The sequence below is a fragment of the Ancylobacter moscoviensis genome, assembly GCF_007559435.1.
Taxonomy (GTDB): Bacteria; Pseudomonadota; Alphaproteobacteria; order Rhizobiales; family Xanthobacteraceae; genus Ancylobacter; species Ancylobacter moscoviensis.
The window spans coordinates 290,520-316,146 of the sequence record NZ_VMBP01000006.1; the positions used below are offsets into that span (position 1 = coordinate 290,520).

The window sequence follows — 25,627 nt, forward strand, 5'->3', positions numbered from 1 at the left end:
TGCGATGCGCGCCGGTCTCCCCTTCTCCGTTGCGGCCGCCCTCGGCCTGCTCGCGATGCCGGCCTTGTCGGAAGGCCGCTACATCTTCGACGTGGTGAAGCAGCCGCCGTTCGGCGCGGCGTGGAACCGGCTCGTCGAGCCGCTGAAGAAGTCCCAGCCCTGGATGATCGACGCGCGGGGCGTCGCCGGACCGTCCGTGACCATCCATGTCGACGGGCAGAGCTTCGAGGTGTTCTCGCTGTGCAAGCCGCACGACTGTGCGGACAACCAGATGCAGGTGCTGTTTTCCGACGGCGGCCAGAAGGCCCACGGAGCGTTGCGCACCCGGGACGGCGTCCAGATGCTGGGACATGTCAGCGCCACGCAGGGCAAGGCGCTGCTTCAGGCCTTCGACTGATCCTCAGCCACCGCCCGGCGCGGGTGCCGCGATGGCCTTTTCGATCTCCGGCAGCAGGCGTTCCTTCAGGCCCTGAGCGTCGATGGGGCCGATGAACTTGTAGGCGATGCGCCCGTCCTTGCCGACGACGAAGGTCTCCGGCACGCCGTAGACGCCCCAGTCGATGGCGGTGCGCCCGTTCGCGTCCACCCCCACCGCCGCATAGGGATTGCCGAAGCGCCCGAGGAAGCGGCGGGCATTGCCGGCGTCGTCCTTGTAGTTGAGGCCGACGAGCCGGAAGCCCGGCATTTTCGAAAGCTCCACGAGATAGGGGTGCTCGTCGCGGCAGGGCACGCACCAGGAGGCGAAGATGTTCAGCACGGTGACGCCGCCCTTGAGATCGGCCGAGGTGAGGCCGGCGACCGGCTGGCCCTCGCGCGCCAGCCCTTCCAGCGGCGGCAGGTCGAGCGCCGGGGCGGGGCGGCCGATCAGCGCCGAGGGCACGCGGGAGGGATCGCCGGTGAACAGCCGCCCGTAGAACAGCGCCGCCAGCGCCAGGAAGGCGATCAGCGGCAGCAGGACGAGCAGCCGGCGGCGGCCGGGGCTGGAAGGAGCCGTCTCGCTCATGCGCTCTCGCTCACCCGTTCTCTCGGCTGGCCGAGCGGCGGCGCACGCCGCGCGCTTCCAGTTCGTCGAGGCGCCGGCGCACGGCCCGCCCGTCCAGCACGATCCACAGCGCCAGCGCGCCGAGGACGAGGGCGCTCACGCCGTAGCAGGCGAGGATGAAGAAGCCGTGCTCGCCGAACATTCAGGGGGCCTCACGCATAGGCCGCTTCGGCGGCGGCGCGCGCTTCCAGCACGCGCAGGCGACGGCGGAAGATCTCGGTGCGCATCGCCGCCATGTGCAGGGCCAGCATGAGCAAAGTGAAGCCGATCGCGCAGACCAGCAGCGGCCAGAGCAGGCTGGAATGGATGGTCGGCCCGTCCATGCGGAACACCGAGGCGGGCTGGTGCAGCGTGTTCCACCAGTCGACCGAGAACTTCACGATCGGCACGTTGACGAAACCGACCAGCGAGAGCACCGCGGCGGCGCGGCCGGCCTGGTTCGGATCCTCGATCGCCGAGCGCAGCGCCAGCAGGCCGAGATAGAGCAGCAGCAGCACCAGCATGGAGGTGAGGCGCGCGTCCCAGACCCAGTAGGTGCCCCACATGGGCCGGCCCCACAGCGAGCCGGTGACGAGGCACAGAAAGGCAAACACGGCCCCGATGGGGGCCATGGCCTTGTGCGCGACATCGGCGAGGGGATGGCGCCAGACGAGGATGCCGAGCGCCGACAGCGCTATCATCGAATAGCCGAACATGGCGAGCCAGGCGAAGGGCACGTGGATGTACATGATCCGCACCGTCTCGCCCTGCTGGTAGTCGGCGGGCGCGCGGAAGGCGAGGAAGAAGCCGAAGGCCAGCGTCGCCAGCGCGAGGCCCGCCAGCCATGGCAGAACGCGCCCGGAGAGGGCGAGAAAACGGGTGGGGTTGGCAAGATCCATCAGCGCCATGGCGCGGTTCTAATCTGCCCCGGTCGCAGCGGCAACATGGGCGGCCTGCGGCACAACGCGGATGTGAAGCCACAGGAAGGACAAAACTCCGCTATTCAAGCGGGTGAAGTCGAAAGAGGGATTCGAGCGTCCATGCCCGCATTGCCGCGTACCATGCCCGCCGCGCGCCCCGCGCTTGCCGTCGTCCTGCTCGTCCAGATCGCTGGCGTCCTGCCGGCGGCGGCGCGCTCGCCGGACCAGCAGATGCTGCTGCTGGAGCCTTCCGAGCGGATCGAGCAGCGCTGCAACGCCCGCGCCATGGGCGAGGTGGGGCGCGGCAACAAGGGCATGAAGCCGGACGAACTGGTCGCCTATGCCTATCGCGATCCCGTCATCAAGGGCGCGAAGATCAAGGTGCCGGGCGGCGCCATCCGCAGCGGCAGCACCTGGTACCACATCGCCTATGAGTGCGAGACGGCCAATGACGGGCTGGAGGTGACGGCCTTCTCCTACAAGCTCGGCGCGGCGATCCCGACCTCGGAATGGTCGGCGCATTATCTCGTCGCGCCGTAGGCACTTCGGTGTCACGCCTTCGGGGCGGGGTCATGGCCGGGCTTGGCCCGGCCATCGACGTCTTCGGCACCCCCCGGTGCGCCCGGCCCACGTCGTGGATCCCCGGGGTCAAGCCCAGGGATGACGGTGTACCGAGTGGGGGCTTCGGCCGGAACGGCGGCGCGGGTGACGCTCCCTACCAGGAGCGGAGCGCGCGCAGGGTCGGCGTCTTCTTGTCGAGGTGATCGGACATGCGCCCGAGCAGCCGGTCGAGCAGCTCGACCGCCTCGCGCACCGCCGGGCCCTTGTTGAGCATGACGCATTCGGCGCGGGCGGCCATGGCGGCGTCGGTCATCTCGCCGCGCGAGGGGATGCCGTCGCGCACGAGGTCCTCCAGCACCTGCGTCGCCCAGATGGCCGGCACGGCGGCGGCCTCGCAGATCCACAGCAACTCCTCCTGCATCTCGGCGAGGCGCTCGAAGCCGATCTCGGCGGCGAGGTCGCCGCGCGCGATCATCACGCTGAACGGCCCGCGGCGGGCGGCGCGGGCGATGAGGTCCGGCAGGTTCTTCACCGCCTCGGGGCGCTCGATCTTGGCCATGAGGCCGAGCGGGCGCTCGCGCGCGGCGCCGTGGCGGGCGATGGCGTCGTCGAGAAGGTCGAGGTCCTCGGGCCGGCTGACGAAGGAATAGCCGATGAGATCAGCGCATTCGATGACGGTGGCGAGGTCCGCGTCGTCCTTGGCGGTGAGCGGGGAGAGGCCGAGCGCGGTGTCGGGCAGGTTGATGCCCTTCTCCGGCTTCAGCTTGGTGCCGTCCGGGCGGGTGTGGAGGATGCGCAGGATTGCCTCGCCCTCGCGCACGCTCTCGACCACCGCCTCGACCTTGCCGTCGTCGTAGCGGATGCGGTGGCCGACGGCGAGGCGGGTGACGATCTCGGGCAGCGAGACGGCGGCGCTGAAGGGCGCGGCCTCGTCGACATGCGGCTCGCCATCGGCGACGAGGCGCAGCGTGTCGCCCGGCAGCAGGCGGCCGGCGGGCTTGCCCTTGCGCATCGGCAGCACGGCGCCGGTGCGGATCTTCGGGCCGGCAATGTCCATCAGCACGGCGATGGGGCGGCCGACCGCCTCGCCCGCCGCGCGCACGTGCTGCGTCATGGCGCGCCAGGCGCCGGCGTCGTCATGGGCGCAGTTGATGCGGGCGATGTCCATGCCGCTCTTCGCCAGCGCCAGGATGAAGTCGGCGTCGCCGGCGGCCTCGCTGGGCAGCGTGACCATGATGCGGGTGTAGCGCCCCTCCGGCTCCGGGCCGAGGCTGGCGGCGGTGGCGGCGTCGAGCCGTTCCTCGCCGGCGAAGAAGGCGTCCTGCTCCGGCGCCGGGAAGGGCAGGGGGCGGCCGGAGAGGGCCGCCAGCGCGGCGATCACCGCGTCGAGCGTGGGCAGCACGCGGCTCTCCAGCCGGCCGAGCGAGGACAGGCCGCGCCACATGAGCTGGCGCTGCAGCGGCCGCAATTCGTGGCGGCGCAGGGCCAGATAGTGGGCGAGATTGTCGAGCGCGGCGTCCTCGCGGCCGGCCTCGCGGGTGAAGCGCGCCCGGATCGGGGCGGCCTCCTCGACGATGGCGCTGCGCAGGGAGAGAAGGGTCTCGAACAGCGCGTCGTCGTCGCTGCTGGCCGGCGGGTGAGGGATAGCCTTCGACGTGTTCATTGCCCGGTTTCCTCGTTACGCTGACGGAGGCTAGGGCGGCGCTGTTACGCCGCTGTGACCTTCGCCGGCGGGACGAAAGGCGCGTAAAACTTGACTTTGCGGTGGGCGGCGCTTACTAGCGGCGCATCCTCGCATATCTCGCGAGCCGACCCACCGCCCGGGCCATGAGCCCGGAGGTCAACGCCCGACAGCGCGATGCGCCCTCGGGCGCCAAACGGCTTTGCGGATACATCCGTGCGAGAAGGGAGCCGAGCGAACGCATGTTCGATTCATTGACCGACCGCCTTGGCGGCATACTCGACCGGCTTAAGCGACGCGGCGCCCTCACCGAGGCGGACGTGAACGAGGCCATGCGCGAGGTGCGCCGGGCGCTGATCGAGGCCGACGTCGCCCTCGACGTGGTGCGCTCCTTCACCGACCGGGTGCGCACGCGCGCCGTCGGCGCGGAGGTCATCAAGTCGGTGACGCCCGGGCAGATGGTGGTGAAGATCGTCAATGACGAACTCGTCGCCATGCTCGGCTCCGACGCCAAGCCGATCGACCTCGAGGCCGCCCCGCCGGTGCCGGTGCTGATGGTCGGCCTGCAGGGCTCGGGCAAGACCACTTCCACCGCCAAGATCGCCAAGCGCCTCACCGAGCGGTCGAACCGCAAGGTGCTGATGGCCTCGCTCGATACCCGCCGCCCGGCGGCGATGGAGCAGCTGGCTACGCTCGGCAAGCAAGTGGGGGTGGAGACGCTGCCCATCGTCGCCGGGCAGTCCGCGGTCCAAATCGCCCGCCGCGCCATGGAAGCCGCCCGTCTCGGCGGCTACGACGTGGTGATGCTCGACACCGCCGGCCGCGTCACGCTCGACGAGGCGCTGATGGCCGAGGTCGCCGAGGTGAAGGCGGCGACGCGCCCGCACGAGGTGCTGCTCGTCGCCGACAGCCTCACCGGCCAGGACGCGGTGAACACCGCCAAGGCCTTCGACGAGCGCGTCGGCCTGACCGGCATCGTGCTGACCCGCGCCGATGGCGACGGGCGCGGCGGCGCCGCGCTTTCCATGCGCGCCGTCACCGGCAAGCCGATCAAGCTGCTCGGCACCGGCGAGAAGATGGACGCGCTGGAGGATTTCGATCCCCGCCGCGTCGCCGGACGCATCCTCGGCATGGGCGACGTGGTGTCGCTGGTCGAGAAGGCGGTCGAGAACATCGACGCCGAGAAGGCGATGGCCGCCGCCGAGCGCATGCGCAAGGGGCAGTTCGATCTCGACGACCTGCGCATGCAGCTCGACCAGATGGAGAAGCTTGGCGGCCTCGGCGGGCTGATGGGCATGCTTCCCGGCGTCGGCAAGATGAAGAACCAGCTCGCCGCCTCCGGCATGAATGACGGCGTGCTCAAGCGCCAGAAGGCGATCATCGACTCGATGACGAAGAAGGAGCGGCGCAATCCCAAGCTGCTCGACGGCTCGCGCCGCAAGCGCATCGCGAGCGGCTCCGGCACCAAGGTCGAGGACGTCAACCGGCTGATGAAGATGCACCGCCAGATGGCCGACATGATGAAGGCCATGGGCGCTTCCGCCAGCGGCAAGCGCGGCCCGATGGCCGGTCTCGCCAGCATGTTCGGCCTCGGCGGTGGCGGGATGGGCGGCATGCCTTCGCCCGAGCAGCTCAAGCAGATGGCCGAGAAGATGCCGGGCGGGCTCGGCGGCGGCGGTCTGCCCCCGAACTTCCCCGGCAACATGCCCGGAGGTTTCCCCGGTAATTTGCCGGGCGGCCTGACGGGACTGGGAAACAAGCCGGGCGGGCTTCCGGGCCTGCCGGGTTTCCCGCCGAAGAAGAAATGACGGCCCGATGAAACCTCACGCCGTCACGGCCGGGCTTGGCCCGGCCATCCACGACTGCCTCGGCGCACTGCCGCCGCGCGCAAGACGTGGATCCCCGGGCCAAGCCCGGGGATGACGGAAGGAACTAGACGACCACACATAAGTACCTGAAAGGAAGACCTGAATGTCCCTCAAGATCCGTCTCGCCCGTGGTGGCGCCAAGAAGCGTCCCTACTACCGCATCGTCGTCGCCGACTCGCGCTCCCCGCGCGATGGCCGCTTCATCGAGAAGATCGGCACCTTCGATCCGCTGAAGGCCAAGGACGCCGCCGACCGCTTCGTCCTCGACGTCGAGAAGGCCAAGGCCTGGCTCGCCAAGGGCGCCCAGCCGACCGACCGCGTCGCCCGCTTCCTCGACAGCCTCGAGCTGGTGAAGCGCGCCCCGCGCAACAACCCGGAGAAGGCCGTGCCCGGCAAGAAGGCCCAGGAGCGCGCCGCCGCTGCCGCCAAGGCCGCCGAGGCCGAGGCTGCCCCGGCCGAGGCCGCTGCGCCGACCGAGTGAGGCTGAGGCCCTTCGCGGCCGAGGATCACAGATGAACCTGCGACCCCTCCCGTGTGAAGGGAGTGCTCTTCCGGTGAGGGGCGGGGGCCATTGAACACTCGATCTCTCCCTTACCAAGGGAGTGCTCTAGTTCTGGGCAGCAGGTCCTGTGTCGAACCTGCAAGCAGGCCATTATGAGCGGTCTGCTTGCATCTTCCGTATGAAGCGCCTGTGGCGGAGTCTTGCGCTGGGTTCCGGCGCTGCGCTCCGCCTGCGGCGTCGCTAGACGCGCGGACCATCATCGTTTCCCGGACAAGCTGTGCGCAGCACCGCGCTGATCCGGGATTAAGGGGCGACACGCGCCTTGAGGCGCACCGCCCCCTCTCTCTGTGAGAACTGAATGTCGAACGACCGCATCCTCCTCGCCCGCATCGGCGCGCCGCATGGCGTGAGGGGGGACGTGCGGCTGTTCGTCTTCGCCGACGATCCCGACTCGCTCAAACGCTACAAGCCGCTGACCGACGAGACGGGCAAGCGCGTGTTCAAGGTGAAGACGCTGCGGCCGGCGAAAGACCATTTCGTCGCCCGGATCGAGGGCGTCGACACGCGCGAGGCGGCCGAGGCGCTGACCAATACTGGCCTTTATGTCACCCGCGACCTCCTGCCCGAGCCGGAGGACGAGGACGATTTCTACCACGCCGACCTGATCGGCCTTGCCGCCGTGACCACCGAGGGCGCGGCCTTCGGCAAGGTCGTGGCGGTGCATGATTTCGGCGCCGGGGACATCATCGAGGTGGCGCCCGAGGACGGTGGCAAAGGGGGCGCAAAGACGCTGATGCTGCCCTTCACCAGAGCGGTGGTGCCGACCGTCGACATCAAGGGCGGGCGTATCGTGGTCGATCCGGCGGAATGGGCGCGCGAGGAAGCCCCGCCGCCGGAAGCCGACCGGGGCTAGGAGCGCGGCTCATGTGGCGCGCCTCCGTTCTCACCATCTTCCCGGACATGTTCCCCGGTCCGCTCGGCCTGTCGCTCGCCGGCCGGGCGCTGGGGCAGGCGTGGAACGTCGAGACCGTCGATCCCCGCGACCACGCGACCGACCGGCATCGCTCGGTCGACGACACGCCGGCCGGTGGCGGGCCGGGCATGGTGATGCGCGTCGACGTGCTGGCCCGCGCCATCGACGCGGCGGCGCCGGAAGGCGACACCCGCCCGCGCCTGCTGATGACGCCGCGCGGCGCGCCGCTGACGCAGAAGCGCGTGCGCGAGCTGGCGGCGGGCGAGGGGGCCGTCATCGTGTGCGGGCGCTTCGAGGGTGTGGACGACCGGCTGGTGGCGGCGCGCGGGCTGGAGGAGGTCTCGGTCGGCGACGTCGTGCTCTCCGGCGGCGAGATCGGCGCGCTGGTGCTGCTCGACGCCTGCGTGCGGCTGCTGCCGGGCGTGATGGGGCATCCCGAATCCGGCACCGAGGAGAGCTTTTCCGCCGGGCTGCTGGAATATCCGCAATATACTCGCCCGCAGGAATTCGAGGGACGGGAGATCCCGGCCGTCCTCACCGGCGGCGACCACGCCAAGGTGGCGCGCTGGCGCCGCGAGCAGGCGGAGGCGGCCACGAAGGCCCGCCGGCCGGACCTCTGGGCCGCCTATGTCGGCCTGCATGACGGTTCTGCGACGAAGGGGGAATGACAAGTGGCGCGACTTCGCGTATACGGCGCGCCGTCACTTGAACTGACAACAGCAAGATGCGGACGGCGCTGGCCGCTCCGCCTGAGGTGATAACATGGTCGATATCATTAAAGAGCTCGATGCCGAGCAGGCTGCCAAGCTCGCCGAAATCCGCGCGATCCCCGATTTCCAGCCGGGCGATACCGTCATCGTCAACGTGAAGGTGAAGGAAGGCGAGCGCTCCCGCGTTCAGGCCTATGAAGGCGTGGTGATCGCCCGCAACGGCGGCGGCATCAACGAGAGCTTCACCGTTCGCAAGATTTCCTACGGCGAAGGTGTCGAGCGCGTGTTCCCGCTCTACTCGCCGAACATCGACAGCCTGAAGGTTGTCCGTCGCGGCAAGGTGCGCCGCGCCAAGCTCTATTACCTGCGCGACCGTCGCGGCAAGTCGGCCCGTATCGCCGAGCGCCAGGACAAGAACGCCGGCAAGGGCAAGAAGGACGCCCCCGTCGCCGCTGAGTGATCGGCAGCGCAGGCTTCACGGATGCAAGGCCGGGGTTCTCCCCGGCCTTTCTGCTTTTGGGAATGCCTTTTCGCGGATGAGCCGCGCCCGGCGTCAGCAATCCTTGATGTGGTGCACGCGGGTGTTGGTCTGCTGCTCGACCAGCAGCGTGCCGTCGCCGAGCATGGCGGCCTGCATCACCGTGGCGAAGTCGGGCTTGCGCAGCGGACAGGTGATGAGCTGGGCGTGCTGGACCGGAGCGGCCGTCTCGTGCGGCGTCACCTCGACGCGATTGCCCGCCTCCACCACGGCCAGCCAGCCGAGGCCGGCGACGATCAGGGCAATGTCGGTCACGCGCATCGATCGCTCCATTTGCGCGTGTAGCCTAACGCAGCGTTTTCCATTACGCCATAGCAAGATGACGCAGCGGAAAACGTGAATTGTCGCAGTTGGTGGGTCAGGTATTACTTTGTAATACATTATTCCAGCGAGGGCGCGACGTGATGGCTCACGCGCTCGTGCGGCGGGTGCCGGGACGCGGTGGCCGCGGGCGATTGTTCGCCGGGCCGAGACTTGCTAGAAGGGTTCCATGATGAAGGCGGGAACCATGAGGACGGTTCGTCGTGGCGCGGCAGCACCTGTCGCGCCCGATGTCGCGCGTCCGGAGGCCCGCGTACGCCTGCCGACGACGATCGGCTTCGCCGCCGTGCCGGACCATGTCCGCCTGCCGGCGCGCTTCTTCGGCCGTTTCACCGCCTGCGCGGTCGCAGGGCTTAGCTGAGCGCCGCCCGGAGCCTCCCCGCTCCCGGCCGGGCATCGCGAACCCCTGTTTTCCTTTCCTGATCAGTGAGACGCCAGAATGAGCACGTCCGCTCCCCGTACCCTGTACGACAAGATTTTCGACGACCACATCATCGACCGGCAGGAGGACGGCACCTGCCTGCTCTACATCGACCGCCATCTGGTGCATGAGGTGACGAGCCCGCAGGCCTTCGAGGGCCTGCGCGTGGCCGGCCGCAAGGTGCATGCGCCGACGAAGACGCTCGCCGTGGTCGATCACAACGTGCCGACCTCCGACCGCCGCTTCGGCATCGACGACCCCGAGAGCCGCACGCAGGTGGAGACGCTGGCCGAGAACGCCCGCGACTTCGGCATCGAGTACTTCAACGAGCTCGACAAGCGGCAGGGCATCGTCCACGTCATCGGTCCGGAGCAGGGCTTCACCCTGCCGGGCACGACCATCGTATGCGGCGACAGCCACACCTCGACGCACGGCGCCTTCGGCGCGCTCGCCCACGGTATCGGCACCTCGGAGGTGGAGCACGTGCTCGCCACCCAGACGCTGATCCAGAAGAAGAGCAAGAACATGCGCGTCAGCGTCGACGGGAAGCTGCCCGAAGGCGTGACCGCCAAGGACGTGACGCTCGCCATCATCGGCGCCACCGGCACCGCCGGGGGCACCGGCTACGTCATCGAATATGCCGGCGAGGTGTTTCGCAACCTGACGATGGAAGGCCGCATGACGGTCTGCAACATGTCCATCGAGGGCGGCGCGCGCGCCGGCATGGTGGCGCCGGACGAGACCACCTTCGCCTATGTGAAGGACCGCCCGCGCGCCCCGAAGGGCGCGGCGTGGGACGCGGCGCTGCGCTACTGGGACACGCTGCGCACAGACGAGGGCGCGTTCTTCGACAAGGAGATCCGCCTCGACGGCGCCTCGCTGCCGCCGATCGTCTCCTGGGGCACGAGCCCGGAGGACGTGATCTCGGTCGAGGGGCTGGTGCCCGATCCCGAGCTGATCGAGGACGAGGCCAAGCGCGAGGCCAAGAAGCGGGCGCTCGCCTATATGGGCCTCGTCGCCGGCACGAGGATCACCGACATCGCCATCGACAAGGTGTTCATCGGCTCCTGCACCAATGCCCGCATCGAGGACCTGCGCGCGGCGGCGAAGATCGTCGCCGGCCACACGGTCCGCGAGGGCGTGTCCGGCATGATCGTGCCGGGTTCCGGGCTGGTGAAGCTGCAGGCCGAGGCCGAGGGGCTGGACGCGATCTTCAAGGCCGCCGGCTTCGACTGGCGCGAGCCGGGCTGCTCCATGTGCCTCGCCATGAACGCCGACAAGCTCGGCCCGGAGGAGCGCTGCGCTTCCACCTCGAACCGCAACTTCGAGGGGCGGCAGGGCTACAAGGGCCGCACGCATCTCGTCTCCCCCGCCATGGCGGCGGCGGCGGCCATCGCCGGCCGCTTCGTCGACGTGCGCAAGTGGCCGCACGCGGCATGAGGCGCTGACGACCGGCGCGCCGGCCCGTTCCGGCGGGCTGGCGTCCGGCGCAGCCACCGGAGGTGATCCCCGTGCCCTCGCCGCATTCTCCCTTCACCGACCCGCCGGAGGACGACCCGATGGAGGTCTGGGGCCGGCGCATCGGGCGCGGGCTTGCCGTTGCGGTGGCGCTGGTGCTCGTCTGGTACCTGTTCGCGACCTATCTCAGGTGAGGCGATGAGCGGCGAAACCGATGCGTCCTGGCTCCGGCGGAGCGCCCCTAGCCTCGCGCAGATGGAGGTGATGGCGGAGGAGGCCTATGCCCGGCTGCCGGAGGAATTCCGCGCCCTGTGCGGCAATCTCGTCATCCGGGTCGAGGATTTCCCGACCGACGAGGTGCAGGAGGAGATGGAGGCGGAGAGCCCGTTCGACCTGCTCGGCCTGTTCCAGGGCATCGGGCTGGCGCAGGGCTACGAGACCGTGACCGGCGTGCTGCCGAACATGATCTTCCTCTACCGCCGCCCGATCCTCGACTACTGGGCGGAGCACGAGGACACGCTGGGCGATATCGTGACCCATGTGCTGGTGCACGAGATCGGGCATCATTTCGGCCTGTCCGACGAGGACATGGAGCGGATCGAGGAAGAAGCGGGCTAGGCGGGTTCCCGCTGCGGGATATGAAGGTTTCGGGCGCTGGCGGCGTCCTGGAGATGGATGGAAGAGATGGACAAGTTCACCACGCTGACGGGCGTCGCCGCGCCGCTGCACCTGGTCAATGTCGACACCGACATGATCATTCCCAAGCAGTACCTGAAGACGATCAAGCGCACCGGCCTCGGCAAGGGCCTGTTCTCGGAGCTGCGCTACAAGGAGGACGGTTCGGACAATCCCGACTTCGTGCTCAACAAGCCGGCCTACAAGGGCGCCCCGATCCTCGTCGCGGGCGACAATTTCGGCTGCGGATCGAGCCGCGAGCACGCGCCCTGGGCGCTGCTCGACTTCGGCATTCGCTGCGTGATCTCCACGTCCTTCGCCGACATCTTCTACAATAACTGCTTCAAGAACGGCATCCTGCCGATCAAGGTGACGCCGGAACAGCTCGCCGCGCTGTTCGACGACGCCGAGCGCGGCGCCAATGCGAGGCTCACCGTCGATCTGGAGAGCCAGACCATCACCGGCCCGGACGGCGGCAGCATCAGCTTCGAGATCGACCCGTTCCGCAAGCACTGCCTGCTCAACGGGCTGGACGACATCGGCCTCACTCAGGAGAAGGCGGACGCGATCAAGTCCTTCGAATCGAAGCTCGCCGAAGAACGCCCCTGGGCATGAGCGGGCGCCGACGGATTTCCTCCGGCTCCGATTTCGAGGCGGAGGCCGGCTATTCGCGCGCGGTGGTCGACGGCAACGACATCTTCGTTTCCGGCACCACCGGCTACGACTACGAGGCCATGGTGCTGCCCGACGATCTGGTCGAGCAGACCCATGCCTGCTTCCGCAACATCTCCGCCGCGCTGGCGCAGGCCGATGCCAGCCTCGATGACGTGGTGCGGGTGCGCTACATCGTGGCCCGCGCCGAATATGCCGAGGTGGTGTTCCCGATCTTCGGCCGCTACTTCGCCGCCGCGCGGCCGGCCGCGACGCTGATCGTCGCCGGCCTGCTGCAGCCGGAGATGAAGATCGAGATCGAGGTTACGGCCCGCCGCCGGGGCTAGCGGCCGCCGCGCCGCGCATTTTGCGCTTTACAGCGTCCCGTTCCCGGGATGGAATCGTTCAAAACGAGAATATGCCGGGAGACGCTCCTCATGTGCCACATCTTCGCGGGCCAGGCGCCCGAGACCTATGAGAGCCAGACGCGCTCGGTGCGGATCGGCGGCCATTCGACCTCGATCCGCCTGGAAGCCGCCTTCTGGACCGTTCTCGAGGAGGTCGCCGCCCATCAGGGCATGAGCCTGGGCAAGTTCGTCACCAAGCTGCACGACGAGGTGCTCAACCTGCATGGCGAGGTGCGCAACTTCGCCTCGCTGCTGCGCTGCTCCTGCCTGATCTACCTCGCCGAGGTCCGCCCGGCCGGCACGGCGCCTGCGGTCGCCCGCGAGCGCTATCTGTGCGAGAGCTCCCGCCTGCATCTGGAAGCGGCGGAGTAGGCTGCGCACGCCTTGCCTTGGCTCCTCCGGGGTGCCGAATTGAGTGCGTCATGGCCGGGCTTGTCCCGGCCATCCACGTTTGGGGACGTGCGGTTCAAGACATGGATTCCCGGGGCCGGGCCCGGGGATGACGGTGGGGCAAGCAGAGACGGCCGGATAAAGATCGGCTCGACGAGAGGGGCGGTCGATGCGCGCCCGTTCCCACGCTCCCGCCGGGGCCTAAAGCACATCCGGGTGATGTGCTAGCTGCCTACCACCTACCGTTCGCCAAGCGGCCTAGCATCCTCGTTATCGGCGGGATTCCCGCCATGACGAGGTTCAAGGCCGGAGGAACAGGTGGCGAAGGCCATACATTCGATGATCCGCGTGCTCGACGAGGCGCGCTCGGTTGATTTCTACAAGCGCGCCTTCGGGCTGGACGTTGCGCAGCGGCTGCCGTTCGACGGCTTCACGCTGGTCTATCTGCGCAACCCCGAGGCCGATTTCGAGGTCGAACTCACCGTCAATCACGGCCGGACCGAGCCTTATGCGCTCGGCGACGGCTACGGGCACATCGCCTTCGTGGTGGACGATCTCGACGCGGAGCATGCGCGCTTCACCGATGCGGGCCTCAATCCGAATCCCGTCAAGGAATTCTTCCACGACGGCGCGCTGCTCGCGAAGTTCTTCTTCGTAACCGATCCTGACGGCTACAAGATCGAGGTCCTGCAAAAGCACGGGCGCTATCGATGACGTGACTAGTAGGCGCGTAGACTTAAAAACAACATAAAAATACCCCGGGAGGTAACGATGACAACACTGATCGACAGGCGCGGTCCGTCACGCCGCGCCCTGCTCGCCGGCATTGGAGCGGCCGGCGCACTCATGGTGAGCGGCGCCGCCGTGCTCAATCCGCGCGAGGCATGGGGGCTGGAAGTCTCGGCCCTCAAGCCCGAGACCATGCGCACGCTGATCGTCATGGCGCGCGACGTCTACCCCCACGACCGTGTCCCCGACCGCTTCTACGCCGTCGCCATGAAGCCCTACGAGGCCGACGCGGCGAAGGACCCGGCGCTGAAGGCGCTGGTGGAGGAGGGGGTCATCACCCTCGATACGCTCGCCAAGGCCCGCTACGGCGTGCCCTACGCCGATGTCGGCTGGGAGGACCAGCGCGTCGCGCTGCTGCGCGAGATCGAGGGCGGGGCCTTCTTCGAGAAGGTGCGCTCGGGCCTGGTGGTGGGCCTCTACAACCAGGAGGATGTCTGGCCGATCTTCGGCTACGAGGGCTCCTCGGCCGACAAGGGCGGTTACATCGACCGCGGCTTCGACGACATCGCCTGGCTGTGAGGGGAGGACGGAAACATGGCTGCACCCTTCGATCTCAATGACGATTCCGTCGTCGTCATCGTCGGCTCGGGCGCCGGCGGCGGCACGCTCGGCACGGACCTCGCGCTCAAGGGCGTGAAGGTGGTGATGCTGGAAGCCGGCGCGCGCCACAACATGGAAGACTTCGTCAACAACGAGTGGGAAAGCTTCGCCCAGCTCGCCTGGACCGACATGCGCACGACGTCGGGCTCCTGGCGCGTGCACAAGAACTTTCCCAACCTGCCGGCCTGGATCGTCAAGTCGGTCGGCGGCTCCTCCGTGCACTGGGCCGGCGCCTCGCTGCGCTTCCAGGAGCACGAGTTCAAGACCCGCACCACCTATGGCGACCTCGACGGCGCCAACCTGCTGGACTGGCCGATCACCCTGAAGGAGCTGGAGCCCTATTACGCCCGCGCCGAGGACCGCATGGGCGTGACCCGGACCAACGGCATTCCGGGGCTGCCGGGCAACAACAACTTCAAGGTGTTCGAGGCCGGGGCCAAGAAGATCGGCTACAAGGAGGTCTCGACCGGGCGCATGGCGATCAACAGCGAGGCGCGCAACGACCGTGGCTCCTGCCAGCAGATCGGCTTCTGCTTCCAGGGCTGCAAGTCCGGCGCCAAATGGTCGACGCTGATCGCCGAGATCCCGCGCGGCGAGGAGACCGGCAATCTCGAGGTGCGGCCGCAGTGCATGGTGGTCAAGATCGAGCATGACGCCTCCGGCAAGGCGAGCGGCGTCGTCTATGTCGACAAGGACGGCAAGATGCAGCGCCAGAAGGCGCGCATCGTCGCGGTCGCCGGCAACTCCATCGAGAGCCCGCGCCTCCTGCTGAACTCCGCCAGCAACATGTTCCCGGACGGCCTCGCCAACTCCTCCGGCCAGGTGGGCCGCAACTACATGCGCCACATGACCGGCTCGGTGTACGGCGTGTTCGAGAAGCCGGTGCACATGTATCGCGGCACCACCATGGCCGGCATCGTCCGCGACGAGGCGGGCTTCGACACCAAGCGCGGCTTTGTCGGCGGCTATGAGATGGAAACGCTGTCGCTCGGCGTGCCCTTCATGGCCGCCTTCCTCGATCCCGGCGGCTGGGGACGCTCCTTCACCTCGGCGATGGACGGCTACGTCAACATGGCCGGCATGTGGCTGGTGGGCGAGGACATGGCGCAGGAGACCAACCGCGTCACCCTCAACACCGAGGTCAAGGACAAGCACGGCATGCCGGTGGCCAACGTGCATTTCGATGATCACCCCAACGACGTCGCCATGCGCAACCACGCCTATGCGCAGGGTGCGGCGATCTACGAGGCGGTGGGCGCGACGCGGACCCTGCCGACGCCGCCCTATCCCTCCACGCACAATCTCGGCACCAACCGGATGAGCGAGAAGCCGCGCGACGGCGTGGTGAACAAGCATGGGCAGACGCACGACATTCCCAACCTGTTCGTCTCCGACGGCAGCCAGTTCACCAGCGGCGGCGCGGAGAATCCGACGCTGACCATCGTGGCGCTGGCCATCCGTCAGGCGGAGTTCATCGCCGCCGAGATGGGCAAGGGGACGATCTGACGGTCCTTCCGGCTTTCTCCCCGTGGGGAGAGAGAAGCGCCCTGCCGCTCCCTCCCGCCGCCGGCCTCGCGTGCCGGCGGCTTTTCTTTGCCGCCGGCTCTCCCGGGCCCGGCGCCGCCTGAAGGCTTGCCAGCCCGCGCGCCAGCCTTTAGGGACACGCTCGCCGGGCCGGAGGCTCGGCAAAGACGCTTTTCGAACAGGCGCACGCGAGGAATCCCATGGCCACCCACAAGCTTCTCCTCCTTCCCGGCGACGGCATCGGCACCGAAGTGATGGCCGAGGTGAAGCGAGTGGTCGATTGGCTCGACCGGCGCGGCCTCGCTTCCTTCGCCATCGAGGAGGACCTCGTCGGCGGCGCGGCCTATGATTCCTGCGGCCAGCCGATCTCCGAGGAGGCGATGGCCAAGGCGTTCGCCGCCGACGCCATCCTGCTCGGCGCGGTGGGCGGCCCGAAATGGGCCAACGTGCCCTATGAGGCGCGCCCGGAAGCCGGCCTGCTGCGTCTGCGCAAGGATCTGCAGCTCTTCGCCAATCTGCGCCCCGCCGTGTGCTATCCGGCGCTCGCCGACGCCTCCAGCCTGAAGCGCGAGCTGGTCGAGGGGCTCGACGTGCTGATCGTGCGCGAGCTGACCGGCGGCGTCTATTTCGGCGAGCCGAAGACCATCACCAATCTGCTCGACGGGCAGAAGCGCGCCGTCGACACGCAGGTCTATGAATCCTACGAGATCGAGCGCATCGCCCGTGTCGCCTTCGAACTCGCCCGCACCCGCCGCAACAAGGTGGTCTCCACCGAGAAGCACAACGTCATGAAGACCGGCGTGCTGTGGAAGGAGGTCGTGAGTACCGTCCACGGCGCCGACTACGCCGACGTGACGCTGGAGCACCAGCTCGCCGATTCCTGCGGCATGCAGCTGGTGCGCGCGCCCAAGCAGTTCGACGTCATCGTCACCGACAATCTGTTCGGCGACATCCTGTCGGACGTGGCCGCCATGCTCACCGGCTCGCTGGGCATGCTGCCCTCCGCCTCGCTCGGCGCGGTGGAGGAGATTTCCGGCAAGCGCCGCGCGCTCTACGAGCCGGTGCATGGCGCGGCGCCGGACATTGCCGGCAAGGGCCTCGCCAACCCGATCGCCATGGTCGGCTCGCTCGCCATGGCGCTGCGCTATTCCTTCGGCCAGATCGAGGCGGCCGATCGCGTCGAGGCGGCGATCGCGGCGGTGCTGGCGGCGGGCTTCCGCACCAACGACATCTACTCGGAAGGCATGACGCGCGTCGGCACCTCCGGCATGGGCGACGCCCTGCTCGCGGAGCTGGAGCGGGCGGCCTGAGGGGGCGGCCTGCCAATCCCCCTGCGATGGATGTTATCCTGAGGTGCCCGGCGTTGTGCCGGGCCTCGAAGGATGCCCGTCCTGGCGTGCCGTAGCGACCATCCTTCGTGGCTCGCTGCGCGAGCACCTCAGGATGACGGCGCTTTCTGAACAAGCTTGGAGCGGGAGCTTCCGGCCAAAAACAAAAGCCCGGCGCGAGCCGGGCTTTTTCATGCGGTGCGACGCTGAGCCGGCGAATCAGTAGCCCGGCAGCTCGAAGCGGCTCGGCAGCGGCCAGCGCGAGCCGGTGATGCCACCCTGACCGCCATACTGCGGATAGAAGGGCTGCGCGGCGTAAATGTAGTTCAGGTCGCGCGCGGTGCCGGGCTTCACCACCGGACCGGGATCCAGGAACGAACGCGGCGGCAGCTTGCGGATGATGATGCGGGTGCTCTCCTGCGCTTCGGCCGGAGCCGTGGCGATCATGGCAGTACCGGCGATCAGCGCGGCGAGGGCGAACAGGGCGACACGCATCTAAACCTCCCAGCGACGATCACGTCGCACGACGGTGCAGACGATTACGTCACGATAAGCATGCGCGCAACTTATCGTGCCGTCGAGATGAGGAAAGTCCTAATTCCGCCGTTCGGCGACGAAATGCGCTGCTTCCACAAGGAGTGTTGCAGCCTTGCCGAACCTCTCGAGCGCCGATTCGGCCTCGGCTACGAGACACGCGAGCTCTGCACGGGCGCCTTCCACCCCGAGCTTGCCGACCAATGTCGCCTTGCCGGCGGCGGCATCCTTGCCGACGGCCTTGCCGACGGTGCCGGCCTCGCCCTCGACGTCGAGCAGGTCGTCGGCGATCTGGAAGGCACGCCCGACGGCGCGGGCGTAGCGGTCGAGGCTCTCGCGCTCGTCCGGCGTCGCCCCGCCGAGCAGGGCGCCGGCCTCGCAGGCCTGGCGCAGCAGGGCGCCGGTCTTCATCGCCTGCAGGCGGATGATCTCATCAGCCGGCAGGTCCAGCGGAGCGCCGCCGCCGAAGCGGCCCTCGGCGGCGAGGTCCAGCATCTGGCCGCCGATCATGCCCGCCACGCCGGCGGCGCGCGCGAGGCTGGCGACGAGGGCGATGCGCACGCCGGCATCGGGGCCGGCCTCCTCGCGGGCGAGAATCTCGAAGGCGAGCGTGAGCAGCCCGTCGCCGGCAAGGATCGCGGTGGCCTCGTCATAGGCGCGGTGGACGGTCGGCTGGCCGCGCCGCAGGTCGTCGTCGTCCATGGCCGGCAGGTCGTCATGCACGAGCGAATAGCAGTGGATGCATTCGAGCGCCGCCGCCGCCGGCATCGCCCGGTTCGCCGGCACGCCGAAGAGGGCAGCGGTCTCGACGACGAGGAAGGGACGCAGCCGCTTGCCGCCGGCGAGGGTGGCGTGGCGCATGGCCGCGGCAAGGCGCTCGCCCGGCGCTCCGCTGGCCGCGATCGCTCCATCGATATAGGCGGCGACGGCCTCCGCGGTGCGGGCGAGGGCGTCGGGCAGCGGGAGGAGGGGGCGGGCGTCGGCGGCGGGCATGGCACGGACCTGGCGCGGAGCGTGGGAAGATGACGAGGCTTCCGTGCCCGAGGCGGCGGGCGGGGTCAAGCGAGGGGAAGCCCGCAGATGGGCGACCGCATGCCGCTCGGTCGACCCGCGCCGCACCGCCCGCTAATGTAGCCGGGTCGGGGGAGCGCGGGTTGTCGTCGGAATGGGCATAGTGTGGGGCTGGCTGTGGAAGGCGGCGCTGATCGTGGTGCTGGCGCCGTTCGCGCTCGGCCTTCTCTATAACGTCATTCCGGCGCCTTCGACGCTGATGCTGGCGCGCTGGGCGAGCAACCAGCCGGTGGTGCGCGACTGGGTGCCGCTGACCGCCATCTCGCCGAATCTCGTGCGCTCGGTGCTGGCCTCGGAGGATGCGCGCTTCTGCACCCATTCCGGCATCGACCTCGTCGAGCTGCAGGGGGTGATCGACGAATCGGACGGCCTGAGCGCACCGCGCGGCGCCTCGACCATCACCATGCAGATCGTGAAGAACCTGTTCCTGTGGAACGGGCGCAGCGTCATCCGCAAGGGGCTGGAGCTGCCGCTGGCGCTCTATCTCAACGCGGTGATGCCGAAGCACCGGCAGCTGGAGATCTATCTCAACATCGCCGAGTGGGGGCCGACCGGGGAGTTCGGCGTGGAGGCCGGCGCGCGCCGGTCCTTCGGGCGCGGGGCGGGCGACCTGTCGCCGAGGCAGGCGGCGCTGCTCGCGGTGATGCTGCCCAATCCGCACAAGCGCGATGCCGCCAAGCCGGGGCGCGGGCTGAACCGGCTCGCCAGCAACCTGCAGGCCCGGCTGCCGCGCGAGGGGGCCGAGCTGACTTCCTGCCTCTGAGGATAAGGTTTGGAGCAGGATCCGAGGGGAGGGCCGAGGATCGGGCGCCGGGGGCTCCGGCGCCTTACGCAACAGAATTGCGTCAGCCCCTTTCGCTCGCGCGCATGAGTCTGTATAAGCCGCCACTCGAAATACGCACGATCCGGCGCCGGCCCCTCCGACTGGGCGTGAGCCATGCCGGTACAGGAGAAGACTATGGCCGTTCCGAAGAAGAAAACCAGCCCGTCGCGTCGCGGCATGCGCCGTTCCGCCGATGCCCTCGCCAAGCCGACCTATGTCGAGGACAAGGATTCCGGCGAGCTGCGCCGCCCGCACCACCTCGACCTGAAGACCGGCATGTACAAGGGTCGTCAGGTTCTCAAGGTGAAGGCCGAGGCCTGATCGGGTCTCGACGCGCGGCGGAGCCTTCCGCCGCCTGCGGGAGCCGGCCCACGGGCCGGCTTTTTTGCGTCTGCGCGCCGCTTCTGCCGGCGGGCTGTCATGTGCCGGTAACCGTAACGACGGTATCGGGTGGAGCGAGGTGCCGGCAGCGTTCCGGCCGCTTATCAGTGCGCGGGAATGATGCTACATCTCTCGCGTGTGAGACTGGGGATCCGTGGTGTTGCGTAACGCGAACGGTCGAGTGCGCCGGGCCACGACATGGCTCTTTCTGGCGGTTTTGGCGGGTCCGGTGCTCGCCGGTTGCGCCTCGCGTCCGGGGCCGGATGCGCTGGCCGCCGTGCAGGACGAGGCGCCCGACACGACGAAGCACGTCATCCTCGTGGCCTCCTCGCGGGCCCGCGACGAGCGCCCCGGCGTCTTCTTCAGCGGCGAGCGGACCTCGGCGCTGAACTTCGCGCGGGTCGAGATGACGGTGCCGCCGACGCACAAGGCGGGCATGGTCGAGTGGCCGAAGGCGCAGCCCAACCCGGCGACGGACATGGTGGTGCGCGAGGCCGTCTATCGCGACACGAAGCAGGAATTCACCCGTGATCTGAAGGCCGAGCTCGCCCGGCGTCCGGCCGGCAAGCGGCAGGCCGTGATCTTCGTGCACGGCTACAACACGCTTTATTCCGAAGCGCTCTACCGCCTGACGCAGCTGGCGGAGGACTCGAAGTCGCCCGCCGTCCCGGTCCTGTTCACCTGGGCCTCGCGCGGTAATCTCAGCGACTACGTCTACGACAACAACAGCGCCACCGCGGCCCGCGACCGGCTGGAGGACACCATCCGCCTCGTCTTCGACAGCGGCGCGGACCAGGTGACCATTCTCGCCCACTCGATGGGGAACTGGGTGACGGTGGAGGCGCTGCGGCAGATCCAGATTTCCGGCAAGCGCCTGCCGTCCAGCAAGATCGGCAACATCATCCTCGCCGCGCCCGACATCGACGTCGACGTGTTCAAGACCCAGCTCAAGCGTTTCGGCAAGCCCGAGAAGCCGTTCCTGATCGTGGTGTCGCGGGACGACAAGGCGCTGGCCTTCTCCGACTTCATCGCCGGTGACAAGCCGCGGCTCGGCGCCTACACCAACGACAAGGAACTGGTGGAGCTCGGCGCGGTCGTCGTCGATATGAGCGACGTGAAGTCGCCCGACGAAATGAACCACAGCAAGTTCGCCCAGCTTGCCGAGTTGGCGCCGGAGCTGAACGGCATGATCGCCCATGCGCGGGGCAAGGGCACGGCCAACGCCGCCGTCGAGGTCGCCGGAGTTCATTTCTTCGGTCTCGACAGGCTGTTCCCCATCGGGCGCGGCAGCGCGCCGACCGCTGTCGCGTCTTCGCGGCGCGACGGGGCAGCGCCGGGGACCGCGGAGGCCGCCGCGTCCGGAGCGGCGGGCGAGGGCGCCGAACCGGCCGGGACTGCTGATGCGGCGACGCAACTCGTTCGAGCGGACGCCGCGGCGGCGCAATAAGCGCGCTTATGCCGATAGCGCTTTGGTTCGCTTGTGGATTTGCGTGGCCCTTAACGATTAAGTGGGTCCTTAGCCCATAAGCGTGACGATCATGCTGCGTTGCTGCGATATTCCGCCGAAGGCCTCTCATGCCCGGGCATGAGGGGAGCGATGATTTTGATCCCGAAACCGAGCTTCCGCCCGAAGCGGTCGCCGGCGTCGCTCGCACCTTTGGCGCCGCCGCTTATCGTTGGACACCGGATGACGACCTCGTGCGCTGGAGCGCCGCCTCGGAGGCCGTACTCGGCCGCGAGCGCCTGCCGCTCGCCCGCCGGGGCGCGGACTATGCGCGGCTGATCGAGCCCGGCTCGGGCCTGTCGCGTATCGAGGCCGCTCTCGCCGCCAAGGAGACGAGCGCGGATACCGATGCGTTTCCGGGGAACGAGGAAGGCGCGCGCTTCTTTCAGACCGTCTACTGCCTTGCCTCGCCGTCGGGCAGCGACCGGAGGTGCCTGTGGGTCGAGGACCGTGGTGTGGTCTATTTCGATCCCGCGGGCCGGGTACGGCGGGTGGAGGGATTCGTGCGCCGCTTGTCGGCCGGATGTCCGGGCCGGCTGGCCACGGGCAGCATCGAGCCGCGGACCGATCGCCAGAGGCTGGCCGGACTGATCGAGGAGAGGCTCGCGCAAGCCTATCGCGAGGGCGGCGAGTTCGGTTTCATGCTGGTCGGTGTCGACCATCTGGGCGATCTCAACGATGCCTATGGCTTCCTCGTCGCCGACGAGGTGATCGACGTCATCTGGCTGCGCCTGCGTGCCCAGCTCGCGGAGGGCGAGGAGATCGCCCGCTTCTCCGGCAGCAAGTTCGGCCTCGTGCTCCATGCCCGGCCGGGCGAGGACTTCCTCGCCTCCGCCCGCCGCTTCGTCGCGGCGGTGAACCTCGCTTCGCCGCGCACCAGCGCGGGGGCGGTCGCGGCGAGCGTTTCCGCCGGCGGGCTGATCGCCCCGCGTCAGGGGCGCAGCGTGCCGGAGATCTTCTCCCATGCGCAGGATACGCTGCAGCGGGCGCGCAGCGTGGCGCAGGGCTCCCTTGAGCTCTATTCGCCCTCGTTCGACCGTGCCGCCGAGCGCCTCGCCAATGTGCGTTTCGCCGACGAGATCGTCGGCGCGCTCAGCCATGACCGGGTGTCGCTGGCTTTCCAGCCGATCGCCCATGGCGTGACGCGCGAGATCGCCTTTCACGAATGCCTGGTGCGCATCACCGGGCGTGACGGGCGGGTCTTCGATGGCGGAACCGTCATCCCGACGGCGGACCGGTTCGGACTGACCCGGCTGGTCGACTGCCGCGCGCTGGCGCTCGCGCTGGCCGCGTTGCAGGCCGATCCAGAGCTGCGGCTCTCGGTGAACGTCTCGCCCGGCTCGATCCATGACGCGGCCTGGGTCCAGATTCTGGAGGAAGGGGCCCTCGCCGGGCTCGGTGCGCGGCTGATCGTCGAGATCACCGAGAGCGCGTCCATCCCCGATATCGAGGCCATGCGGGCGCGGGTCGCCTGGCTGCGCGCCCATGGCTGCAAGGTGGCGATGGACGATTTCGGCGTCGGCTATACCTCGTTCCGCAATCTCCGGAACCTGCATGTCGACATGCTCAAGATCGACGGCAGCTTCATCTGCACGATGATGCAGTCCGAGGACGACCGGAGCTTCGTGCGGGTGCTGCTGGACCTCGCCGGCCAGCTCGGCATCGAGACGGTGGCGGAATGGGTGCTGGACGAGGAGACCGGGCGCCAGCTCGTCGACTGGGGCTGCACCTATCTGCAGGGCCAGCTCATCGGCCTGCCGACCGACGACCCCGCCGTACCGGACGGCACGCCCGGCTCCTGACGCGCCCCCGGCTCCGGTCGGCTGCGACCGGGGCCACGCAGCCGATGGGACGGACCGTGGCGGTCAGTCCTTCTTGTCGCCTTCGCCGAGACGGTCGAGGCGCTTCTGCATCTCCGCTACCTGCCGGCGCAGCTCGTCGAAATCGTCCGCCTTGGTGGCCGGCGCCGGCTGGGCTTCGTCGTTGCGCGCGTTCGGCAGGAACACCTTGAAGGCGCGGTCGAACATTTCCATGTTCCGGCGCACCTGCTCTTCCATCATGCCGAAGCCGCCGACGCCGAAAGCCTTGGAGAACTGCTCGCGCAGGTTGTTCTGTTCCTTGCTGAAGTTCTCGATCGACATGTCGAGGTAGCGCGGAACCAGCATCTGCATGCTGTCACCGTAGAAGCGGATGATCTGGCGCAGGAAATTGATGGGCAGGAGGTTCTGACCCTTGCCCTCCTGCTCGAAGATGATCTGCGTCAACACGGAATGAGTGATGTCTTCGGAGGATTTCGCGTCGTAAACGACGAAATCTTCTCCGTTCTTGACCATCTGCGCGAGGTCTTCGAGCGTCACATAGGTGCTTGTGCCGGTATTGTAGAGACGGCGGTTTGCGTACTTCTTGATGGTGACGGGTTCGTTGGATTTTGCCATTGTGATCCGGTCGCCTTGATCGTTTCCTATTGAAAACTCTAGGACGTTTCCAGTCGGTCGGCTACTGGCATTATGTCGATTTAAGGATGGGACGGAATGCGACCCTCCGCCGAGCCTGCCTGCGAGCGTCGGGAAAACGGCATGCCATTGACATGGATCACATGACCCACCCACGATGGTAGCACACTAAGAACAAGGCGCGGACATCGGCTCGGGCCGCGCCGCATCTGGAAGGTACCGGAGGACGTCATTCATGAAGGACGAGATCGTCATCGTCGGCGCCGCGCGCACGGCCGTCGGCGCGTTCAACGGCGCGCTTTCCTCGCTGCCGGCGCATGAACTCGGAAAGGTTGCGATCACCGCGGCGCTGGAGCGCGCCGGCGTCGCGCCGGACGAGGTGAGCGAGACCATCCTGGGTCAGATACTCACCGCCGGCGCGGGGCAGAACCCGGCGCGGCAGGCCTCGGTGGCGGCCGGCATCCCGGTCGAAAGCCCCGCCTGGGGCGTGAACCAGCTCTGCGGCTCGGGCCTGCGGGCGGTCGCCCTCGGCTATCAGGCGATTCTCAACGGCGACAGCGAGATCGTCGTCGCCGGCGGCCAGGAGTCGATGAGCCAGGCGCCGCACTGCGCGCATCTGCGCAACGGCACCAAGATGGGCAGCCTCGAAATGGTCGACACCATGATCAAGGACGGCCTGTGGGATGCCTTCAACGGCTATCACATGGGCACGACCGCCGAGAATGTCGCCCGCCAGTGGCAGATCACCCGTGAGCAGCAGGACGAGTTCGCCGTCGGCTCGCAGAACAAGGCCGAGGCGGCGCAGAAGGCCGGCCGCTTCAAGGACGAGATCGTGCCCGTCACCATCTCCACCCGCAAGGGCGACATCGTGGTGGCGGACGACGAATATCCCCGCCACGGCGCGACCATCGATTCCATGACTAAGCTGCGCCCGGCCTTCTCCAAGGACGGCACGGTGACGGCGGGCAACGCCTCCGGCATCAATGACGGCGCCGCCGCCGTGGTGCTGATGACCGCCGCCAAAGCGGCGAGCGCGGGCAGGAAGCCGCTGGCACGCATCGTCTCCTGGGCGCAGGCGGGCGTCGATCCGGCGATCATGGGCTCCGGCCCGATCCCGGCCTCGCGCCGCGCGCTGGAGAAGGCGGGCTGGAGCGTCGGCGATCTCGACCTGATCGAGGCCAACGAAGCCTTCGCGGCGCAGGCCTGCGCGGTGAACAAGGATCTTGGCTGGGACACCTCGAAGGTCAATGTGAACGGCGGCGCCATCGCCATCGGCCACCCGATCGGGGCCTCCGGCGCGCGCATCCTCACCACGCTGCTCTACGAGATGGAAAAGCGGAACGCCAGGAAGGCGCTCGCCACCCTGTGCATCGGCGGCGGCATGGGCATCGCCATGTGTCTGGCGCGCGATTGATGCGTGTCAGTCACAGCCCCCGCGGCCTGTGACAACATTATGAAGCAAGGCGGATTTCCCGCCTTGCCGTTGCCAAAAAGAGCGACGTACAAGCCGTCGACACGCCCTT

31 protein-coding genes are annotated in these 25,627 nt (G+C 68.3%); 23 read left to right on the top strand and 8 right to left on the bottom strand.

What is annotated here, in order from left to right; all coding sequences use genetic code 11:
- Positions 1–4 precede the first annotated feature (4 nt).
- Complete coding sequence (locus tag FO470_RS17840) at positions 5–397, top strand: Ivy family c-type lysozyme inhibitor (RefSeq protein WP_144344329.1); 393 nt, start codon at positions 5–7, stop codon at positions 395–397.
- Positions 398–400: 3 nt separating this feature from the next.
- Here FO470_RS17840 and FO470_RS17845 read toward each other — a convergent pair whose 3' ends face one another.
- The 3 genes from FO470_RS17845 to FO470_RS17855 are packed head-to-tail and all read right to left on the bottom strand — an operon-like array spanning position 401 to position 1,929.
- A complete protein-coding gene (locus FO470_RS17845) occupies positions 401–1,003 on the bottom strand; it encodes a DsbE family thiol:disulfide interchange protein (RefSeq protein ID WP_144344330.1) in 603 nt (200 codons plus the stop codon).
- A 10-nt stretch (positions 1,004–1,013) separates the two neighbouring features.
- Positions 1,014–1,184, bottom strand: coding sequence for a heme exporter protein CcmD (ccmD, locus tag FO470_RS17850; RefSeq protein WP_144344331.1), 171 nt, complete (start codon positions 1,182–1,184; stop codon positions 1,014–1,016).
- 10 nt (positions 1,185–1,194) lie between these two features.
- Positions 1,195–1,929: a heme ABC transporter permease gene (locus FO470_RS17855; RefSeq protein WP_144344332.1), complete on the bottom strand. Its 735-nt coding sequence runs from the start codon at positions 1,927–1,929 to the stop codon at positions 1,195–1,197.
- A 132-nt stretch (positions 1,930–2,061) separates the two neighbouring features.
- Here FO470_RS17855 and FO470_RS17860 point away from each other — a divergent pair, with 132 nt between their 5' ends.
- A complete protein-coding gene (locus FO470_RS17860) occupies positions 2,062–2,481 on the top strand; it encodes a DUF930 domain-containing protein (RefSeq protein WP_246659629.1) in 420 nt (139 codons plus the stop codon).
- A 175-nt stretch (positions 2,482–2,656) separates the two neighbouring features.
- On the opposite strand, the gene FO470_RS17865 is transcribed toward FO470_RS17860, so the two are convergent.
- Positions 2,657–4,165 (bottom strand): pyruvate kinase, encoded by a 1,509-nt coding sequence (locus FO470_RS17865; RefSeq protein ID WP_144344333.1) that lies wholly within the window; start codon positions 4,163–4,165, stop codon positions 2,657–2,659.
- A gap of 260 nt (positions 4,166–4,425) precedes the next feature.
- Between FO470_RS17865 and ffh the strand changes: the two genes are divergently transcribed.
- The 5 genes from ffh to rplS all read left to right on the top strand — a co-directional run bounded on the left by ffh (position 4,426) and on the right by rplS (position 8,696).
- Positions 4,426–5,991 carry a signal recognition particle protein gene (ffh, locus tag FO470_RS17870; protein WP_144344334.1) on the top strand — a complete coding sequence of 522 codons (1,566 nt, stop codon included), beginning with the start codon at positions 4,426–4,428 and terminating at the stop codon, positions 5,989–5,991.
- A 163-nt stretch (positions 5,992–6,154) separates the two neighbouring features.
- Positions 6,155–6,532, top strand: a complete 378-nt coding sequence (gene rpsP / locus FO470_RS17875) for a 30S ribosomal protein S16 (protein WP_144344335.1) — start codon at positions 6,155–6,157, stop codon at positions 6,530–6,532.
- Positions 6,533–6,911: 379 nt separating this feature from the next.
- Positions 6,912–7,466, top strand: a complete 555-nt coding sequence (rimM, locus tag FO470_RS17880; RefSeq protein ID WP_144344336.1) for a ribosome maturation factor RimM — start codon at positions 6,912–6,914, stop codon at positions 7,464–7,466.
- An 11-nt stretch (positions 7,467–7,477) separates the two neighbouring features.
- Positions 7,478–8,194 (top strand): tRNA (guanosine(37)-N1)-methyltransferase TrmD, encoded by a 717-nt coding sequence (gene trmD, locus FO470_RS17885; RefSeq protein WP_144344337.1) that lies wholly within the window; start codon positions 7,478–7,480, stop codon positions 8,192–8,194.
- A gap of 94 nt (positions 8,195–8,288) precedes the next feature.
- A complete protein-coding gene (rplS, locus tag FO470_RS17890) occupies positions 8,289–8,696 on the top strand; it encodes a 50S ribosomal protein L19 (RefSeq protein ID WP_144344338.1) in 408 nt (135 codons plus the stop codon).
- Positions 8,697–8,789: 93 nt separating this feature from the next.
- Here rplS and FO470_RS17895 read toward each other — a convergent pair whose 3' ends face one another.
- The gene (locus FO470_RS17895; protein ID WP_144344339.1) at positions 8,790–9,035 is read right to left on the bottom strand and encodes a hypothetical protein; all 246 of its coding nucleotides are present in this window, start codon (positions 9,033–9,035) and stop codon (positions 8,790–8,792) included.
- Between the two features lie 247 nt (positions 9,036–9,282).
- On the opposite strand from FO470_RS17895, the gene FO470_RS17900 reads away from it, so the two are divergent.
- The 11 genes from FO470_RS17900 (at position 9,283) to leuB (ending at position 17,320) form a co-directional block, all read left to right on the top strand.
- A complete protein-coding gene (locus FO470_RS17900) occupies positions 9,283–9,456 on the top strand; it encodes a hypothetical protein (protein ID WP_246659630.1) in 174 nt (57 codons plus the stop codon).
- A 78-nt stretch (positions 9,457–9,534) separates the two neighbouring features.
- A complete protein-coding gene (gene leuC / locus FO470_RS17905; protein ID WP_144344341.1) occupies positions 9,535–10,956 on the top strand; it encodes a 3-isopropylmalate dehydratase large subunit in 1,422 nt (473 codons plus the stop codon).
- Positions 10,957–11,027: 71 nt separating this feature from the next.
- Positions 11,028–11,168, top strand: a complete 141-nt coding sequence (locus tag FO470_RS19580) for a hypothetical protein (protein WP_159599537.1) — start codon at positions 11,028–11,030, stop codon at positions 11,166–11,168.
- 4 nt (positions 11,169–11,172) lie between these two features.
- Positions 11,173–11,592, top strand: a complete 420-nt coding sequence (locus FO470_RS17910) for a metallopeptidase family protein (RefSeq protein ID WP_144344342.1) — start codon at positions 11,173–11,175, stop codon at positions 11,590–11,592.
- 66 nt (positions 11,593–11,658) lie between these two features.
- Positions 11,659–12,264, top strand: a complete 606-nt coding sequence (gene leuD / locus FO470_RS17915; RefSeq protein WP_144344343.1) for a 3-isopropylmalate dehydratase small subunit — start codon at positions 11,659–11,661, stop codon at positions 12,262–12,264.
- Positions 12,261–12,647, top strand: a complete 387-nt coding sequence (locus FO470_RS17920) for a RidA family protein (RefSeq protein WP_144344344.1) — start codon at positions 12,261–12,263, stop codon at positions 12,645–12,647. The genes leuD and FO470_RS17920 overlap by 4 nt, the downstream gene beginning before the upstream one ends.
- A 90-nt stretch (positions 12,648–12,737) precedes the next feature.
- Positions 12,738–13,079: a ribbon-helix-helix domain-containing protein gene (locus FO470_RS17925; RefSeq protein WP_144344345.1), complete on the top strand. Its 342-nt coding sequence runs from the start codon at positions 12,738–12,740 to the stop codon at positions 13,077–13,079.
- Positions 13,080–13,415: 336 nt separating this feature from the next.
- The gene (locus FO470_RS17935) at positions 13,416–13,811 is read left to right on the top strand and encodes a VOC family protein (protein ID WP_144344347.1); all 396 of its coding nucleotides are present in this window, start codon (positions 13,416–13,418) and stop codon (positions 13,809–13,811) included.
- 57 nt (positions 13,812–13,868) lie between these two features.
- Entirely contained in the window at positions 13,869–14,405 is a 537-nt protein-coding gene (locus FO470_RS17940) for a gluconate 2-dehydrogenase subunit 3 family protein (protein WP_144344348.1), read from the top strand.
- Between the two features lie 15 nt (positions 14,406–14,420).
- A complete protein-coding gene (locus tag FO470_RS17945) occupies positions 14,421–15,992 on the top strand; it encodes a GMC family oxidoreductase (protein WP_144344349.1) in 1,572 nt (523 codons plus the stop codon).
- Positions 15,993–16,210: 218 nt separating this feature from the next.
- Entirely contained in the window at positions 16,211–17,320 is a 1,110-nt protein-coding gene (gene leuB / locus FO470_RS17950; protein ID WP_144344350.1) for a 3-isopropylmalate dehydrogenase, read from the top strand.
- 237 nt (positions 17,321–17,557) lie between these two features.
- Here the strand turns inward: leuB and FO470_RS17955 are convergent, their stop codons facing one another.
- Both FO470_RS17955 and FO470_RS17960 read right to left on the bottom strand, forming a co-directional pair.
- A complete protein-coding gene (locus FO470_RS17955) occupies positions 17,558–17,833 on the bottom strand; it encodes a hypothetical protein (protein ID WP_144344351.1) in 276 nt (91 codons plus the stop codon).
- A 99-nt stretch (positions 17,834–17,932) separates the two neighbouring features.
- Entirely contained in the window at positions 17,933–18,865 is a 933-nt protein-coding gene (locus FO470_RS17960) for a polyprenyl synthetase family protein (protein ID WP_144344352.1), read from the bottom strand.
- Positions 18,866–19,037: 172 nt separating this feature from the next.
- Between FO470_RS17960 and FO470_RS17965 the strand changes: the two genes are divergently transcribed.
- The 4 genes from FO470_RS17965 (at position 19,038) to FO470_RS17980 (ending at position 23,453) form a co-directional block, all read left to right on the top strand.
- Complete coding sequence (locus FO470_RS17965) at positions 19,038–19,706, top strand: transglycosylase domain-containing protein (protein ID WP_144344353.1); 669 nt, start codon at positions 19,038–19,040, stop codon at positions 19,704–19,706.
- Positions 19,707–19,901: 195 nt separating this feature from the next.
- The gene (gene rpmF, locus FO470_RS17970) at positions 19,902–20,087 is read left to right on the top strand and encodes a 50S ribosomal protein L32 (protein ID WP_144344354.1); all 186 of its coding nucleotides are present in this window, start codon (positions 19,902–19,904) and stop codon (positions 20,085–20,087) included.
- A gap of 289 nt (positions 20,088–20,376) precedes the next feature.
- Positions 20,377–21,594 carry an alpha/beta hydrolase gene (locus FO470_RS17975; protein WP_246659631.1) on the top strand — a complete coding sequence of 406 codons (1,218 nt, stop codon included), beginning with the start codon at positions 20,377–20,379 and terminating at the stop codon, positions 21,592–21,594.
- 128 nt (positions 21,595–21,722) lie between these two features.
- On the top strand, positions 21,723–23,453 hold the full coding sequence (locus tag FO470_RS17980) for an EAL domain-containing protein (protein ID WP_144344356.1): 1,731 nt from the start codon (positions 21,723–21,725) through the stop codon (positions 23,451–23,453).
- A 63-nt stretch (positions 23,454–23,516) separates the two neighbouring features.
- Here the strand turns inward: FO470_RS17980 and phaR are convergent, their stop codons facing one another.
- A complete protein-coding gene (gene phaR, locus FO470_RS17985) occupies positions 23,517–24,086 on the bottom strand; it encodes a polyhydroxyalkanoate synthesis repressor PhaR (protein WP_144344357.1) in 570 nt (189 codons plus the stop codon).
- A gap of 253 nt (positions 24,087–24,339) precedes the next feature.
- Between phaR and FO470_RS17990 the strand changes: the two genes are divergently transcribed.
- On the top strand, positions 24,340–25,518 hold the full coding sequence (locus FO470_RS17990) for an acetyl-CoA C-acetyltransferase (protein ID WP_144344358.1): 1,179 nt from the start codon (positions 24,340–24,342) through the stop codon (positions 25,516–25,518).
- The last annotated feature ends 109 nt before the right edge of the window (positions 25,519–25,627 follow it).

Bases quoted from the DNA above. Each gene is read 5' to 3' on its own strand.
- FO470_RS17990 (WP_144344358.1), top strand. From the start codon at position 24,340: ATGAAGGACGAGATCGTCATCGTCGGCGCCGCGCGCACGGCCGTCGGC.
- FO470_RS17965 (WP_144344353.1), top strand. From the start codon at position 19,038: ATGGGCATAGTGTGGGGCTGGCTGTGGAAGGCGGCGCTGATCGTGGTG.
- FO470_RS17955 (WP_144344351.1), bottom strand. From the start codon at position 17,833: ATGCGTGTCGCCCTGTTCGCCCTCGCCGCGCTGATCGCCGGTACTGCC.
- ccmD (WP_144344331.1), bottom strand. From the start codon at position 1,184: ATGTTCGGCGAGCACGGCTTCTTCATCCTCGCCTGCTACGGCGTGAGC.
- FO470_RS17900 (WP_246659630.1), top strand. From the start codon at position 9,283: ATGAGGACGGTTCGTCGTGGCGCGGCAGCACCTGTCGCGCCCGATGTC.
- leuC (WP_144344341.1), top strand. From the start codon at position 9,535: ATGAGCACGTCCGCTCCCCGTACCCTGTACGACAAGATTTTCGACGAC.
- FO470_RS17980 (WP_144344356.1), top strand. From the start codon at position 21,723: ATGCCCGGGCATGAGGGGAGCGATGATTTTGATCCCGAAACCGAGCTT.
- rimM (WP_144344336.1), top strand. From the start codon at position 6,912: ATGTCGAACGACCGCATCCTCCTCGCCCGCATCGGCGCGCCGCATGGC.
- FO470_RS17855 (WP_144344332.1), bottom strand. From the start codon at position 1,929: ATGGCGCTGATGGATCTTGCCAACCCCACCCGTTTTCTCGCCCTCTCC.
- FO470_RS17845 (WP_144344330.1), bottom strand. From the start codon at position 1,003: ATGAGCGAGACGGCTCCTTCCAGCCCCGGCCGCCGCCGGCTGCTCGTC.
- FO470_RS17895 (WP_144344339.1), bottom strand. From the start codon at position 9,035: ATGCGCGTGACCGACATTGCCCTGATCGTCGCCGGCCTCGGCTGGCTG.
- phaR (WP_144344357.1), bottom strand. From the start codon at position 24,086: ATGGCAAAATCCAACGAACCCGTCACCATCAAGAAGTACGCAAACCGC.
- rpsP (WP_144344335.1), top strand. From the start codon at position 6,155: ATGTCCCTCAAGATCCGTCTCGCCCGTGGTGGCGCCAAGAAGCGTCCC.
- FO470_RS17840 (WP_144344329.1), top strand. From the start codon at position 5: ATGCGCGCCGGTCTCCCCTTCTCCGTTGCGGCCGCCCTCGGCCTGCTC.
- rplS (WP_144344338.1), top strand. From the start codon at position 8,289: ATGGTCGATATCATTAAAGAGCTCGATGCCGAGCAGGCTGCCAAGCTC.
- trmD (WP_144344337.1), top strand. From the start codon at position 7,478: ATGTGGCGCGCCTCCGTTCTCACCATCTTCCCGGACATGTTCCCCGGT.
- FO470_RS17945 (WP_144344349.1), top strand. From the start codon at position 14,421: ATGGCTGCACCCTTCGATCTCAATGACGATTCCGTCGTCGTCATCGTC.
- leuD (WP_144344343.1), top strand. From the start codon at position 11,659: ATGGACAAGTTCACCACGCTGACGGGCGTCGCCGCGCCGCTGCACCTG.
- FO470_RS17865 (WP_144344333.1), bottom strand. From the start codon at position 4,165: ATGAACACGTCGAAGGCTATCCCTCACCCGCCGGCCAGCAGCGACGAC.
- FO470_RS17920 (WP_144344344.1), top strand. From the start codon at position 12,261: ATGAGCGGGCGCCGACGGATTTCCTCCGGCTCCGATTTCGAGGCGGAG.
- leuB (WP_144344350.1), top strand. From the start codon at position 16,211: ATGGCCACCCACAAGCTTCTCCTCCTTCCCGGCGACGGCATCGGCACC.
- FO470_RS17860 (WP_246659629.1), top strand. From the start codon at position 2,062: ATGCCCGCATTGCCGCGTACCATGCCCGCCGCGCGCCCCGCGCTTGCC.
- FO470_RS17925 (WP_144344345.1), top strand. From the start codon at position 12,738: ATGTGCCACATCTTCGCGGGCCAGGCGCCCGAGACCTATGAGAGCCAG.
- FO470_RS17910 (WP_144344342.1), top strand. From the start codon at position 11,173: ATGAGCGGCGAAACCGATGCGTCCTGGCTCCGGCGGAGCGCCCCTAGC.
- rpmF (WP_144344354.1), top strand. From the start codon at position 19,902: ATGGCCGTTCCGAAGAAGAAAACCAGCCCGTCGCGTCGCGGCATGCGC.
- ffh (WP_144344334.1), top strand. From the start codon at position 4,426: ATGTTCGATTCATTGACCGACCGCCTTGGCGGCATACTCGACCGGCTT.
- FO470_RS17940 (WP_144344348.1), top strand. From the start codon at position 13,869: ATGACAACACTGATCGACAGGCGCGGTCCGTCACGCCGCGCCCTGCTC.
- FO470_RS17960 (WP_144344352.1), bottom strand. From the start codon at position 18,865: ATGCCCGCCGCCGACGCCCGCCCCCTCCTCCCGCTGCCCGACGCCCTC.